The organism is Burkholderia perseverans, from assembly GCF_022870505.1.
Classification (GTDB): domain Bacteria; phylum Pseudomonadota; class Gammaproteobacteria; order Burkholderiales; family Burkholderiaceae; genus Burkholderia; species Burkholderia plantarii.
In genome coordinates this window covers 256961-271049 of sequence record NZ_CP045094.1, presented here as the reverse complement: position 1 = coordinate 271049, position 14089 = coordinate 256961, and the positions used below count along the sequence as shown (strand labels likewise).

The window sequence follows — 14089 nt, the reverse complement described above, 5'->3', positions numbered from 1 at the left end:
GATTTCCGCCCTTTATGCATTCATCGACCGGGTTGGAGCCGACCGCGCGATGCATCAGTCGCACGGCGGCACGAAGCCGACGGCCGGGAATTCAGCGCTTCGGCGCGCCCGCTACCTGGGTGGTGGCCGTCACGCCGGCCGGCGCGATCGCATCGCCGGTGATCTGCTGCATCTGGGTACCCGCCGTGGCCAACGCGCTCGCGCCTTGCGAACGCACCGGCCCCGTCATCGCGAAGAACGCGGCGGACACCATCAGGAAATTCTGGATATTTCTCGTATTCATTGCACCTCCGTTGTCATCGCCGGCTGCTTCTCTCCCAGCAGGACCATCTGGGGCCCGACCATTGCCGGCAGCGCAATAGACTAAACAAGAAGTGTGACAGCAGCCCGCGGCTTTACATGCTTTTACATGATGTAACGCAGAAAATCGTCAGCCGTTCGGAAGAATTGCTAACAGAATACGCAACAAAACGACGGGTTTCCACCAGTGCTACCATCAATGAAAACCCGCCAATATGGCGCCCGGCAAACGCGGCCACAAGACGCCGATGCCGAGAGTTTTGGTGATCCCAAACGGTTGGAGGAGACGCAGTCATGAACGCCCCACTTGATGCCGGCCAGCGCGCGACGCTGGAAGCCGCCCTGCAGTCGGTCACGCTCGACGACAAATACACGCTCGAGCGTGGCCGCGCCTATATGAGCGGCGTGCAGGCGCTGGTCAGGCTGCCGATGCTGCAGCAGGCGCGCGACCGCGCCGCCGGCCTCAACACGGCCGGCTTCATCTCCGGCTACCGCGGCTCGCCGCTCGGCGGCCTCGACCAGTCGCTCTGGAAGGCGCAGAAACATCTCGCCGCCAATCGCATCGTGTTCCAGGCGGGCCTCAACGAGGATCTCGCCGCCACCGCCGTGTGGGGCTCGCAGCAGGTCAACCTCTATCCCGGCGCGAAGTTCGACGGCGTGTTCGGCATGTGGTACGGCAAGGGCCCCGGCGTCGATCGCTCGGGCGACGTGCTCAAGCACGCCAATTCGGCCGGCAGCTCGCCGCACGGCGGCGTGCTGGTGCTGGTCGGCGACGACCACGCCGCGAAATCGTCGACGCTCGCGCACCAGTCCGAGCACCTGCTCAAGGCCTGCGGGCTGCCGGTGCTGTTCCCTTCCAACGTCCAGGAATATCTCGATTTTGGCCTGCACGGCTGGGCGATGAGCCGCTACTCGGGGCTCTGGGTCTCGCTGAAGTGCGTGACCGACGTGGTCGAGTCGTCGGCCTCGGTCGATCTCGACCCGCAGCGCGCGAACATCGTGCTGCCGTCGGACTTCATGATGCCCGAGGGCGGCCTCAACATCCGCTGGCCCGATCCGCCGCTCGTGCAGGAAGCGCGGATGATCGACTACAAGTGGTACGCGGCGCTCGCCTACGTGCGCGCGAACCGGCTCGACCGCATCGAGATCGATTCCCCGCAGGCGCGCTTCGGCATCATGACCGCGGGCAAGGCCTATCTAGACGTGCGCCAGGCGCTGACCGACCTTGGCCTCGACGATGCCACCTGCGCGCGGATCGGCATCCGCCTCTACAAGGTCGGCTGCGTCTGGCCGCTGGAGGCGCAGGGCGCGCAGCAGTTCGCGCGCGGCCTCGACGAGATCCTCGTGATCGAGGAGAAGCGCCAGATCCTCGAATACGCGATCAAGGAAGAGCTCTACAACTGGCCGGACGGCCAGCGCCCGCGCATCTTCGGCAAGTTCGACGAAAAGGACGGCGCGGGCGGCGAATGGTCGGTGCCGATGGGCAACTGGCTGCTGCCGGCTCACTACGAGCTGTCGCCGGCGATCATCGCGAAGGCGATCGCCACGCGGCTCGACAAGTTCGAGCTGCCGTCCGACGTGCGCGCGCGGATCGCTGCGCGCATCGCGGTGATCACCGCCAAGGAGGCCGCGCTGGCCCGCCCGCACGTCACCGCCGAACGCAAGCCGTGGTTCTGCTCGGGCTGCCCGCACAACACCTCGACCAACGTGCCGGACGGCTCGCGCGCGATCGCCGGGATCGGCTGCCACTACATGACGATCTGGATGGACCGCAACACCAGCAGCTTCAGCCAGATGGGCGGCGAAGGCGTGCCGTGGATCGGCCAGGCGCCGTTCACCGACGAGAAGCACGTGTTCGCCAACCTCGGCGACGGCACCTATTTCCACTCCGGGCTGCTGGCGATCCGCGCGGCGATCGCCTCGAAGGCGAACATCACCTACAAGATCCTCTACAACGACGCGGTGGCGATGACGGGCGGCCAGCCCGTGGACGGCACGCTGACCGTGCCGCAGATCACGCACCAGATGGCGGCCGAGGGCGCCGCGAAAATCGTGATCGTCACCGACGAGCCGCAGAAGTACGAAGGCCAGCGCGCACGGCTCGCGCCGGACGTGGCGATCCATCATCGCGACCGGCTCGACGCGGTGCAGCGCGAGCTGCGCGAGATCGCCGGCACCACGGTGCTGATCTACGACCAGACCTGCGCGACCGAGAAGCGCCGCCGCCGCAAGCGCGGCACGTTCCCCGATCCGGCGCGCCGCGTGGTGATCAACGAGGCGGTCTGCGAAGGCTGCGGCGATTGCTCGGTGCAGTCGAACTGCCTGTCAGTCGAGCCGCTCGACACCGAGTTCGGCACCAAGCGGCAGATCAACCAGTCGAGCTGCAACAAGGACTTCTCGTGCGTGAAGGGCTTCTGCCCGAGCTTCGTGACGGTCGAGGGCGCGCAGCTGAAGAAGCCGAAGGCCGTGGCGGTGGACACCGCCTCGCTGCCGGCGCTGCCCGAACCGGCGCTGCCCGCGATCGCGCGTACCTACGGCGTGCTGGTGACGGGCGTGGGCGGCACCGGCGTGGTGACGATCGGCGCGCTGATCGGCATGGCCGCGCACCTGGAGAACAAGGGCGTGACGGTGCTCGACGTCACGGGCCTCGCGCAGAAGGGCGGCGCCGTGATGAGCCACGTGCAGATCGCGCAGGCGCCCGCCGACATCCACGCAACGCGCATCGCGATGGGCGAGGCCGACCTCGTGATCGGCGGCGACGCGCTGGTGACCGCCAGCGACGAATGCACCTCGCGCATGCGGCTCGGCGAGACGCGCGTGGTGGTCAACAGCGCCAAGACGCCGACCGCCGATTTCATCAAGCAGCCGCAGTGGTCGTTCCCGGGCACCAGCGCCGAGCGCGACATCCGCGCCTCGGCCGGCGACACGGTCGATCTCGTCGATGCGAACCATTTCGCCGTCGCGCTGCTCGGCGACGCGATCTACGCGAACCCGTTCGTGCTCGGCTACGCGTGGCAGCGCGGCTGGCTGCCGCTCACGCACGCCTCGCTGGCGCGCGCGATCGAGCTGAACGGCGTGCAGGTCGAGAAGAACCGCGCGGCCTTCGAATGGGGCCGCCGCGCCGCGCACGATCCGGCAGGCGTGCGGCAGGCCGCGTCGGGACAGGCGGGCAACGCGGCCGGCGCCGACGGCGCGACGGTGATCTCGCTGCACACGAAGAAGGCGGTGGACGCGCTGATCGCGACGCGTGTCGCGCAGCTTGGCGCATATCAGAACGCCGCCTACGCGGCGCGCTACATGGACATCGTCGGGCGCGTGCGCGAGGCCGAGCGCCGGCTCGACGGCGATCACGCGCAGGAGCCGCTGACCGAGGCGGTCGCGCGCAACCTGTACAAGCTGATGGCCTACAAGGACGAGTACGAGGTCGCGCGCCTGCAATCCGATCCGGCCTTCCTCGCGAAGCTGGCCGCGCAGTTCGACGGCGAACTGACGCTGCGCTACCACCTCGCGCCGCCGATCCTCGCGAAGCACGACGAGCACGGCCGGCTGGTGAAGAAGGCCTACGGGCCGTGGATGCTGAACGCGTTCCGGCTGCTCGCGAAGCTCAAGGGCCTGCGCGGCACCGCGTTCGATCCGTTCGGCCGCACCGAGGAACGGCGCACCGAGCGCGCGCTGATCGGCGAATACGTGGCTCTGGTCGACACCCTCGTCGCGCAACTGACGCCGCAGCGGCTGCCGCTCGCGCTCGAACTCGCGAACCTGCCGGACGGGATTCGCGGCTACGGGCACGTGAAGGAGAACAACCTGCGCGCGGTCCGCGGCAAGTGGGAGGCGCTGCTCGCGCGCTGGAACGGCCCGGAGGCCGAGACGCGGCACGTGGCCTGAAGCGCGCCGCGCCGCCGGCCGGGCATCGTTGCCGCGGCCGGTCAAAAAAAACGCCACGGCCCGTGAGGACCGTGGCGTTTGTGCTTCCGGCGGGGCCGTTACGCGTTTCGCCCCGCGCGGGCTCAGCGCCCCGCGCGGGCTCAGCGCCCCGCGCTGTTCACGTTCGCGGCGGCCACCGCCGTCATGTTGACGATCCGGCGCACCGTCGCGGCCGGCGTCAGGATATGCACGGGCCTGGCCGCGCCGAGCAGGAACGGCCCGACCGTCACGCCTTCGCCGCCCACCATCTTCAGCAGGTTGTAGGCGATGTTGGCGGCCTCGACGTTCGGCATGATCAGCAGGTTCGCCTCGCCCGACAGCGTCGAGCCCGGGAACGCGGCCTTGCGCACCACTTCCGAGAGCGCCGCGTCGCCATGCATTTCGCCGTCCACTTCGAGCTGCGGCGCGCGCCCGGCGATCAGCCGGCGCGCCTCGGCCATGCGGCGCGACGACGACGACGGCGCGCTGCCGAAGTTCGAGTTCGACAGCAGCGCGGCCTTCGGCGTGATGCCGAAGCGCTCGATCTCGGCGGCGGCCTGGATCGTCATGTCGGCGAGCTGTTCGGCGCTCGGCAGTTCGTTGACGTAGGTGTCGCAGATGAACAGGTTGCGGCCCGGCAGCATCAGCAGGTTCATCGCGGCGAGATGCTCGGCGCCCGGCGCGTGGCCGAGCACCTGCTCGACGTACTTCAGATGGCTGTGGAACGTGTCGATCATCCCGCAGATCATGCCGTCGGCCTCGCCGAGATGGACCAGGATCGCGCCGATCAGCGTGTTGGCCTTGCGCAGCGCGGCCTTCGCCACTTCCGGGGTGACCCCGTCGCGCGCGCCGAGCGCGTGATAGGCCTGCCAGCATTTCTGGTAGCGCGGATCATCCTCGGGATCGACGATCTCGAAATCGGTGCCGGCGCGCAGCTTCGAGCCGATCTTCTTCAGGCGCATCTCGACCACGGCCGGGCGGCCGACGATGATCGGCCGCGCGATCTTCTCCTGCAGCACGAACTGCGCGGCGCGCAGCACGCGCTCGTCCTCGCCCTCGGCGAACACGATGCGCGCCTGCTTCGCCTTCGCGCTGGCGAAGACGGGACGCATCACCATGCCGGTGCGGTAGACGGCGGTGCCCAGTTCCTCGCGGTAGGCGTCCATGTCGGCGATCGGGCGCGTGGCCACGCCCGAATCCATCGCCGCCTGCGCCACGGCCGGCGCGATCTTGATGATCAGGCGCGGATCGAACGGCTTCGGGATCAGGTAGTCGGGACCGAATTCGAGCGAATGCCCTTCATAGGCCTTCGCGACCTCCTCGCTCTGGTCGGTTTCCTGCGCGAGCTCCGCGATCGCGCGCACGCAGGCGAGCTTCATCTCCTCGGTGATGGTGGTGGCGCCCACGTCCAGCGCGCCACGGAAGATGAACGGGAAGCAGAGCACGTTGTTGACCTGGTTCGGATAATCCGACCGGCCGGTCGCGACGATCGCGTCGGGGCGCACGGCCCTGGCCGCTTCCGGGCGGATTTCCGGCTCCGGGTTGGCCAGCGCGAGGATCAGCGGCTGCGTGCCCATGGTCTGCACCATCTCCGGCTTCAGCACGCCGGCGCTCGAGCAGCCGAGGAACACGTCGGCGCCCTGGATCGCGTCGGCCAGCGTGCGGGCCTCGGTGTTGGCGGCGTAGCGCTGCTTCGACGGATCGAGCTGGCCGCGGCCCTCGTAGATCACGCCCTTCGAATCGGTGACGAGCACGTTCGCCTTCGTCAGGCCGAGATTGACGAGCAGGTCCAGGCAGGCAATCGCCGCGGCGCCCGCGCCCGAGCACACCAGCTTCACCTCGGCGAGCGACTTGCCGACCACCTTCAGGCCGTTCAGGATCGCGGCCGAGGCGATGATCGCGGTGCCGTGCTGGTCGTCGTGGAACACCGGGATCTTCATGCGCTCGCGCAGCTTCTGCTCGATGTAGAAGCACTCGGGCGCCTTGATGTCCTCGAGGTTGATGCCGCCGAGCGTGGGCTCGAGCATCGCGATCGCCTCGACCAGCTTGTCCGGATCGGACTCGGCCAGCTCGATGTCGAACACGTCGATGCCGGCGAATTTCTTGAAGAGACAGCCCTTGCCTTCCATCACCGGCTTGGCCGCGAGCGGGCCGATGTTGCCGAGCCCGAGCACCGCCGTGCCGTTCGTCACGACGCCGACCAGGTTGCCGCGCGAGGTGTACTTCTGCGCGTCGAGCGGCTCGTCGAAGATCGCCATGCAGGCGGCCGCCACGCCCGGCGAATACGCGAGCGAGAGGTCGAGCTGGTTCGACAGCGGCTTGGTCGGCGTGACCGAGATCTTGCCGGGCTTCGGATTCTGGTGATATGCGAGCGCGCTCTGCTTCAGTTGTTCGTCCATGATTGACCTGATCTGCGAGAAAGGCGAGGTGGGCGGCCCGGCATTCGGCAACCGGCAGGTGCCGGAACGGGGCGATCGAGGGGGTGGTCGATGGGGGCGGGCGTCGCGCCGGATCGGTGCGCTGCCGGACCTGTCTGCGGGATAAGCAAGGAGGCCAAAATACCGGGCGGATTCTTTGGGTGCCCAGTGTACACCTGCCCCGGCACGCACGTTGCTGCACCGCCGGATACCCGATATTGCCGCGACAGCGTGACGCGCACACCGCCCGGCGAGGGTCGCCCGCCGCGCCGCCGGCGGCCCACGGCGCGCCGTGCGCGGCCAGCCCGACGGCGACGGCCGGCCGGGTTCCGATTCGGGTAAAATGTCGGCCCACGCGCGCAGCGATGTTCCCCCGCCGCCGGCCCACCCGCCGGCCGGCCCTTGCGGCGGGAATTCCGTCGCCGCGCCACGGTGCCCCGCGCCCGGCCTCTGAGCTCATCACCCAAGGAATGCCCATGACAGGCTTCGATCGTCAAACGATCTCCGACACCACCGCCAAAATCCTGCTCGAAGTGCAGGCGGTCCACTTCAACGCCGAAAAGCCGTTCATCTTCACGTCCGGCTGGGCGAGCCCCGTCTACATCGACTGCCGCAAGCTGATCTCGTATCCGCGCGTGCGCCGCGGCCTGATGGAAATGGCGGAAGCGACGATCCTGCGCGACGTCGGTTTCGAGCAGATCGACGCGGTGGCGGGCGGCGAAACCGCCGGCATTCCGTTCGCGGCCTGGATCGCCGACCGGATGATGCTGCCGATGCAGTACGTGCGGAAAAAGCCGAAGGGCTTCGGCCGCAACGCGCAGATCGAGGGCCATCTCGAGGAAGGTTCGCGCGTGCTGCTGGTGGAAGACCTGACCACCGACAGCCGCAGCAAGGTGAACTTCATCAACGCGCTGCGCACGGCCGGCGCCACGGTGAACCACTGCTTCGTGCTGTTCCACTACAACATCTTCAAGGAAAGCGTCTCGGTCCTGAAGGACATCGACGTCGACCTGCACGCGCTGGCCACCTGGTGGGACGTGCTGCGCGTCGCCAAGGCCTCGGGCTACTTCGAGACGAAGACGCTCGACGAGGTCGAGAAATTCCTGCACGCGCCGGCCGAATGGTCGGCCGCCCACGGCGGCGCGACCTCGCCGAAGGAGTAAGCGGCCCGGCGCCCTCCGTGACGCGCCAGCCGACGACGCCCGTCATCGACGGGCGTTTTTTTCGCGTGCGCCTCGGCGCGGAGCAGGGCCCGCCGACGACGGCGGTATAGCCGGTCGCCCACGCCGCTTGCCGATGACGATATCGCGCCGGCCCGTTTTCCCGCCCCGGCCCGATCCGCCGCACACCGCCGCCGGCCTCGGCGGGCGGCGCCGATGCTAGACTGCCTCATCACTGACACAGGGTCGCAACACGAATTCGGCCGCGGGCCGCGTGGGCCGACGTGACGGGAGGGTCGCGGAAATGCGTGAGAGCCGGCAGACGATGCGAACCAGCCGCAGGCGCGGCGTGAACGCGTGGCGCCTGCTCGCCGTGCTGGCCGCGGCGTTCGCCAGCCTGGCGCGGCCCGGCGCGCAGACGCCGTTCTCGCTGACGAGCCCCGAACTGCGCGACGGCGGCCGCGTGAGCGCCGCGCAGCGCTACGGGCACGGCGCCTGCCACGGCGAGAACCGCTCGCCGGCGCTGGCCTGGCAGAACCCGCCGCGCGGCACGCGCTCCTACGCGATCACGATGTTCGACCTCGACGCGCCGGGTCGCGGCTGGTGGCACTGGGCCGTGGCCGACATTCCGGCCTCGGCCACCGGCCTGCCCGCGAACGCGAGCGGCTCCGGCTTCGTCGGCCGGCTCGGCGCGGTCGAGGCGCGCAACGATTTCGGCGGCGACGGCTACGGCGGCCCCTGCCCGCCGCCCGGCAAGCCGCACCGCTACGTGATCACCGTCTACGCGCTCGACACCGAGCACCTGCGCGCGGCCCAGGGCCGGCCGCCCCAGCTGTTCGACCACGAAATCAGCGTCTCCACGCTTGCCTACGCGCGCCTGACCGTCACCGACGAACGCTAGGCGCGCGGCCCGGGCGCGCCGCTTCGAGCCTCGATGCGCACCCCGATGCGCGGCCGGTCAATCTTTCGTCACGCGCGCCATGCACGATGAAGGGCCGCCCGCCATCGAGGCCGGACGGCTTTTTTCGGCGGCCCCGGTTACGGTGCCGTCCACCAGGTCTTAAAATGACGGCTTTCCCGGCGTCCGCGCCGGCCGCCCCATTCCGTGAGAGCAAGATGACCACGAAAGTTTTTGTCGACGGCCAGGAAGGCACGACCGGCCTGAAGATCTTCGAATACCTGTCCGCCCGCGGCGACATCGAAATCCTGCGCATCGACGACGCGAAGCGCAAGGACGTCGAGGAGCGCCGCCGCCTCATCAACGCGTCCGACGTCACGTTCCTGTGCCTGCCCGACGTCGCCTCGCGCGAATCGGCCTCGCTCGTCGACAACGACCGCACCACGCTGATCGACGCGAGCACGGCGTTCCGCACCAGCGCCGACTGGGCCTACGGCCTGCCCGAGCTGACCCGCGCGCAGCGCGAGCGGATCCGCGACGCGAAGCGGATCGCGGTGCCGGGCTGCCACGCCTCGGCGTTCGTGCTGGCGATGCGCCCGCTCGTCGACGCCGGCATCGTCGCGCCCGAGTTCGCGGCGCACAGCTACTCGATCACCGGCTACAGCGGCGGCGGCAAGAAGATGATCGCCGACTACGAAGCGGGCGGCAACGCGCGCCTCGCCAGCCCGCGCCCCTACGCGCTCGGTCTCGCGCACAAGCATCTGCCGGAGATGGCCGCGCACACGGGCCTCGCGAACGCGCCGATCTTCACGCCGATCGTCGGGCCGTTCTACAAGGGCCTGGCCGTCACCACCTACTTCACGCCGGGCCAGCTCGCCAGGCGCGTGACGCCGCAGGACGTGCAGCAGGCGTTCGCCGAGTACTACGAGGGCGAGGCGTTCGTCCAGGTCGCGCCGTTTGACGCGGCCGCGAACCTCGACGACGGCTTCTTCGACGTGCAGGCCAACAACGACACCAACCGCGTCGACCTGTTCGTGTTCGGCAACGAGGAGCGCTTCGTCACCGTCGCGCGCCTCGACAACCTCGGCAAGGGTGCCTCGGGCGCCGCGATCCAGTGCATGAACCTCAACATCGGCGCGGCCGAGGATGCCGGCCTGAATCGCTGATCCCGCTCGTTTCCGCTGCATCGAAAACCGGCCCGCGCGGCCGGTTTTTTGTTATCCGCGATTTTCTCCGGCCGCGCCAAAAATCGCCGCCGTTTGCCCACCATGCGCCACACGGCGTTCACGTGAATTCACAATCCTTCGATTCATTAGCGAATCCGGCGTAATTCAATCATTTCCCCAATCGTGAATATCCCGAATAGGGATACACCTGAGTTGCGGCGTCCGGGCCTTGTCCCGCAAGCATCGGCGCGTCACGGCGCAGCGCCGGGCGGCGCGCGGGCAACGGGTTTGGAGGGTAATTTCAAACGCCGATTTCGTTTCAATTTCCCGCTCTCGTCCCGGCTTCACAAGGTTTTATCGAATGCACCCCGTTTAAATCATGTTTTTTAGACGGTTCCATCAATTGACAGCCGATTGGCGCGCGGCGAAATTACATCGCACAATTACACCGGAGACGGAGGCATGTCATACGCCTTGTGGGAGGGGCTGGCCGTGGCCAGCGCGCCGAGCCCCTTGCTGGCCGCTGCAGGAGCGGGGATCGACGCATCCCCGGCTGCCGCCGTCGCGCCGCGCACGCGGCCGATGCGCCCGATCGCGGCCCGCCCCGACGTATGCCGCGCCAACGGCGCCGCTCGCCGCCCGCTCTCCCGACGCACTCACCAGGATTTCCACCGGTCCATGACCCATGTTCAGGCATCCGAAACGATGCCCGCCATGGTCAACCGGCGCACGCATGCCGCGCGCGTCGTCCGCCGGCCGTCGCGGGCCAGCCGATCGACCGGGCCGGAACACGTCGCACACGCCGCACTCGCCGCGCTCACGCGCGAGGCGGCACGCAAGATCAACGGGGGCGTGGAGCCGGCGGCAACGCCGGACTCGGGGGCGTCGCCGGGGCCGCACACCGGCCCCGGCGCAGCAACCGGCTAGCCGGACGGCAGCACGCGAGGGTTACCAAAGAAGCGGCCGACAGGGAGCCGGCCGCCACCAACAAGACAATCCTGGAGGAGCGAAATGAAGCGGAATCTCTTAATGGTCACGGCGGCAGTCGCCGTGCCGTTGTTGTCGGCTTGCGGGGGCGCCGACGACCAACCGACCACGGCGCTGGCCGCCACCGAGCCGGGGCTCTGCCCGTCGTCGCTCGACTACAGCACGGTCTACACCGGCGGCGGCGGTGACGGCGAGCTGGTGAAGCTGCAGCTCGACACGCAGAAGCTGACCTGGCAGATCTCCTACATCGAATCGCCGATCCCGGCCACGACGGGCACCGTCACGCCGACGCGCGCGGGCACCACGGTGAGCGGCACGCTCACCCACGAGACCGGCCTGCCGACCGCGAAGCTGAACAACTGCGCCTACCAGCTCAACGGCGCGAGCCTCGACCCGGCGCGCCCGGCGCGCGTGTTCGTCGGCTTCGGCGTGGCGGGCGGCACGATTCCCGGCGCGCGGATCCAGTTCGCCGGCGTGATCGGCGTGGGCGCCGTGCCCGACACGACGTTCCCTTACTACCCGTTCATCGGCTTCTCGTCGCTCGAGACCAACATCGCGAACGTGGCCGGCACCTACAGCCAGATCGGCTACGCGCAGGTGCCGTCGCAGAACTTCATGCCGACCACCATCGACGGCAAGGTCACGATCAACGCCGACGGCAGCTGGCAACGCTGCGACACCACCGGCATCAACGCCGGCACCTGCCAGCAGCTGGGCTCGAACCTCGTGCAGTCGCCCGACGGCAGCGGCGCGTTCGTGACCAACAACTATCAGGGCCAGGTGAAACCGACGCTGACCGCTTCGGGCGCGCAGGCGAAGGGCTACATCATCGTCGGCAAGCTGCGCAACCAGCTGGTGCCGATCATGATCCGCACCGGCGTGGCGAACCCGACCCCGCTGCCCGACGCGAACGGCGTGCCGGGCCTCGTCGCCGACGACGAATCGGGCATCTCGATCATGGCGCCGCAGACCACCATCGCGCTCGGCTCGCAGAACGGCGAGTACATCGGCGTCGACAGCCAGTTCGACTATCGCACCACCGCGCTCGTCAACGCCCAGGCCACCCAGCTCGATCCGTTCAACGCCTCGCAGGCCTCGCTCGCGACCGCGCTGAACCTCGACTACACGCAGGCCACGCCGGGCACGGTCACCACGGTGCATACGGGCTCGACCAGCGCCACGCCGACCGGCAAGTTCATCTTCACGGGTGGCGTGTTCGGTTTCCTCGACAACAACAACGCGACGTCGCCGTATTTCACGATCGGCGCATTCGTCCAATAAGCGCAGGGGATTCGCCGTGAACAAGACCCTTCTTCGCGCCGCCGCCATGCTCGCCGCCGCACTCGGCGCGTGCGGCGCGCAGGCGCAGAGCGCCGGCAGCAACGTGATCGGCCTCGGCTGGTTCCACATTGCACCGGTCCAGAGCAGCACGTCGCTGACCACCAACGTCGCGCCGACGCCGATCAACACGCCGCTGAGCCTGCCGCCGTCGTTCAATTCGCCGGGCACCGGGCTCAGCACCAACAACTCGGACACGCTCGGCCTGACGATCAGCCACTTCTTCACCGATCACATCGCGGTGACCTCGGTGGCCGGCGTGCCGCCGGTGTTCCAGGTGTCGGGCAGCGGCACGATCGTGCCGCCCGGGCCGGCCGGCGCGCTCGGCACGCAGAACATCGGGCTCGGCGCGGTCAACCCGATCGTGAAGAGCGTGCGCCAGTGGAGCCCGGCCGTGATCCTGCAGTACTACTTCGCGAACGCCAACGCGAAGCTGCGGCCGTTCGTCGGCGTCGGCGTGTCGTACAACTGGTTCAGCGACCTGCAGCTCAGCAACAACTTCATCAAGCAGACGCAGGACAACCTCGGTTCGATCCTCGCGGCCGGCGCCGGCAAGCCCGGCACCACGCAGGTGTCGGCGAAGGCGTCGTCGTCGTGGCAGCCGGTGTTCAACGCGGGCCTGACCTACGCGATCAGCGAGCACTGGGGGCTGATCGCCTCGGTGACCTACATCCCGCTGAAGACCACCTCGACCGTGACGATCAAGGCGGCCGACGGCTCGACGCTGGCCGAGACGAAGGGCGACCTGAAGGCGAACCCGATCATCAGCTACCTCGCGCTGTCGTACAAATTCTGACGCGGGGCGGCTGGAGGATCAGCCCGGAGATCGTCTGACGAAAGCGATGGACGAAAAAAAGCCCGCCTGAAAAGGCGGGCTGAATCCATATCAGAGGAGACATGGAGGAGACAGTTCCAACTATACCCGAGCCGATGACGCAACGCAACATTTCCACACAGAAAATAAGGATTTTCCCTTGCGGGTTGTTGCGGAGTCGGCACGGTGTCGGTGGAGCGTGATCGGCCTCCAGTAGTCGCCCATGACAAACCCCGCTGCGCGATGCGTGCAGCGGGGTTTGTCTTTTGGCACCGGACCGCCGGCGCCGGCGCCGATGCCCGGCTCAGTGGCGAACCAGCGCCATCGCCGCGCCGAAGCCGACGAACACGCCGCCCGTCAGGCGGTTGAAGATCCGCACCACGCGCGCGCTCTTGAGCGTCGCGCCGATCCGCGTGCCGAACCCGCAGTAGACGAGATACCAGCTCACCTCGCAGATCGCCAGCGTCACGACCAGCGACGCGAACTGCGGCAGCTTCGGCGCGGCCGGATCGATGAACTGCGGCGTGAGCGCCGCCGCGAACAACAGCGCCTTCGGGTTGCTGCCCGACACCAGGAAGCCGTTGCGGAACAGCGCGCCGGGCGTCGCGAACGCGGCCGGCGCTACGGCGGCCGCGTCGACGGCCTGCGCATCGTCCACGCGCGCGCGCCACGCCTTGACGCCGAGGTAGATCAGATAGGCGGCGCCGGCCAGCCGCAGCACGTCGAACATGCGCGGCCACGCTTCGAGGAACACGCCGAGCCCGGCCGCCGACACCAGGAACATCAGCACCAGCGCGAGCAGCGCGCCGGCCATGGTGGCCGCCGACCGGCGCATCCCGTAGCGCGCGCCGTGCGACATCACGAGCAACATGTTCGGCCCCGGCATCGCCGACACCACGAACATCGTCGCCAGGAACAGGCCCCACGTATGCAGACTCATCGATACCTCGTCATGGAAGAAAACCACGGCCGGCGGCACCTCGGGCCGCCGGCCGGCAGATCGCGATGATACGGGGCGCCCCGCCGGCGAACCGCGGCGAGGCGCGTGCCCGACGCACCGGCCGCGGCGGCGCGCGAACGGCGCCGCGCCCCGCCCGCGGGCCGGC

The 14089-nt window shown here is 68.6% G+C and carries 10 protein-coding genes; 7 read left to right on the top strand and 3 right to left on the bottom strand.

Translation table 11 applies throughout. From position 1 onward, the window contains the following. Positions 1-91 precede the first annotated feature (91 nt). Positions 92-283 (bottom strand): hypothetical protein, encoded by a 192-nt coding sequence (locus tag BpN12_RS15670; RefSeq protein ID WP_246796485.1) that lies wholly within the window; start codon positions 281-283, stop codon positions 92-94. 311 nt (positions 284-594) lie between these two features. Here BpN12_RS15670 and BpN12_RS15665 point away from each other — a divergent pair, with 311 nt between their 5' ends. Next, on the top strand, positions 595-4185 hold the full coding sequence (locus tag BpN12_RS15665) for an indolepyruvate ferredoxin oxidoreductase family protein (RefSeq protein WP_246796484.1): 3591 nt from the start codon (positions 595-597) through the stop codon (positions 4183-4185). A 140-nt stretch (positions 4186-4325) separates the two neighbouring features. Here the strand turns inward: BpN12_RS15665 and BpN12_RS15660 are convergent, their stop codons facing one another. Continuing rightward, positions 4326-6602, bottom strand: a complete 2277-nt coding sequence (locus tag BpN12_RS15660; RefSeq protein WP_246796483.1) for an NADP-dependent malic enzyme — start codon at positions 6600-6602, stop codon at positions 4326-4328. Between the two features lie 494 nt (positions 6603-7096). Here BpN12_RS15660 and BpN12_RS15655 point away from each other — a divergent pair, with 494 nt between their 5' ends. From BpN12_RS15655 to BpN12_RS15630, 6 genes are all read left to right on the top strand, one after another. Continuing rightward, a complete protein-coding gene (locus BpN12_RS15655; RefSeq protein WP_012734328.1) occupies positions 7097-7783 on the top strand; it encodes an orotate phosphoribosyltransferase in 687 nt (228 codons plus the stop codon). Positions 7784-8084: 301 nt separating this feature from the next. Further along, complete coding sequence (locus tag BpN12_RS15650; RefSeq protein WP_425306346.1) at positions 8085-8681, top strand: YbhB/YbcL family Raf kinase inhibitor-like protein; 597 nt, start codon at positions 8085-8087, stop codon at positions 8679-8681. 215 nt (positions 8682-8896) lie between these two features. Continuing rightward, on the top strand, positions 8897-9844 hold the full coding sequence (argC, locus tag BpN12_RS15645; RefSeq protein ID WP_246796481.1) for an N-acetyl-gamma-glutamyl-phosphate reductase: 948 nt from the start codon (positions 8897-8899) through the stop codon (positions 9842-9844). Between the two features lie 462 nt (positions 9845-10306). Further along, on the top strand, positions 10307-10771 hold the full coding sequence (locus BpN12_RS15640; RefSeq protein ID WP_246796480.1) for a hypothetical protein: 465 nt from the start codon (positions 10307-10309) through the stop codon (positions 10769-10771). An 84-nt stretch (positions 10772-10855) separates the two neighbouring features. Continuing rightward, positions 10856-12112 (top strand): DUF2957 domain-containing protein, encoded by a 1257-nt coding sequence (locus tag BpN12_RS15635; RefSeq protein WP_246796479.1) that lies wholly within the window; start codon positions 10856-10858, stop codon positions 12110-12112. 16 nt (positions 12113-12128) lie between these two features. After that, positions 12129-12965, top strand: a complete 837-nt coding sequence (locus tag BpN12_RS15630) for an OmpW/AlkL family protein (protein WP_246796478.1) — start codon at positions 12129-12131, stop codon at positions 12963-12965. Positions 12966-13287: 322 nt separating this feature from the next. Here BpN12_RS15630 and BpN12_RS15625 read toward each other — a convergent pair whose 3' ends face one another. Then, a complete protein-coding gene (locus BpN12_RS15625) occupies positions 13288-13923 on the bottom strand; it encodes a LysE family translocator (protein ID WP_246796477.1) in 636 nt (211 codons plus the stop codon). Positions 13924-14089 lie beyond the last annotated feature (166 nt).

What these genes read in the sequence shown, in the direction of transcription:
- BpN12_RS15670 (WP_246796485.1), bottom strand. Translation starts at nt 283, where the DNA reads ATGAATACGAGAAATATCCAGAATTTCCTGATGGTGTCCGCCGCGTTC.
- BpN12_RS15665 (WP_246796484.1), top strand. Translation starts at nt 595, where the DNA reads ATGAACGCCCCACTTGATGCCGGCCAGCGCGCGACGCTGGAAGCCGCC.
- BpN12_RS15660 (WP_246796483.1), bottom strand. Translation starts at nt 6,602, where the DNA reads ATGGACGAACAACTGAAGCAGAGCGCGCTCGCATATCACCAGAATCCG.
- BpN12_RS15655 (WP_012734328.1), top strand. Translation starts at nt 7,097, where the DNA reads ATGACAGGCTTCGATCGTCAAACGATCTCCGACACCACCGCCAAAATC.
- BpN12_RS15650 (WP_425306346.1), top strand. Translation starts at nt 8,085, where the DNA reads ATGCGTGAGAGCCGGCAGACGATGCGAACCAGCCGCAGGCGCGGCGTG.
- argC (WP_246796481.1), top strand. Translation starts at nt 8,897, where the DNA reads ATGACCACGAAAGTTTTTGTCGACGGCCAGGAAGGCACGACCGGCCTG.
- BpN12_RS15640 (WP_246796480.1), top strand. Translation starts at nt 10,307, where the DNA reads ATGTCATACGCCTTGTGGGAGGGGCTGGCCGTGGCCAGCGCGCCGAGC.
- BpN12_RS15635 (WP_246796479.1), top strand. Translation starts at nt 10,856, where the DNA reads ATGAAGCGGAATCTCTTAATGGTCACGGCGGCAGTCGCCGTGCCGTTG.
- BpN12_RS15625 (WP_246796477.1), bottom strand. Translation starts at nt 13,923, where the DNA reads ATGAGTCTGCATACGTGGGGCCTGTTCCTGGCGACGATGTTCGTGGTG.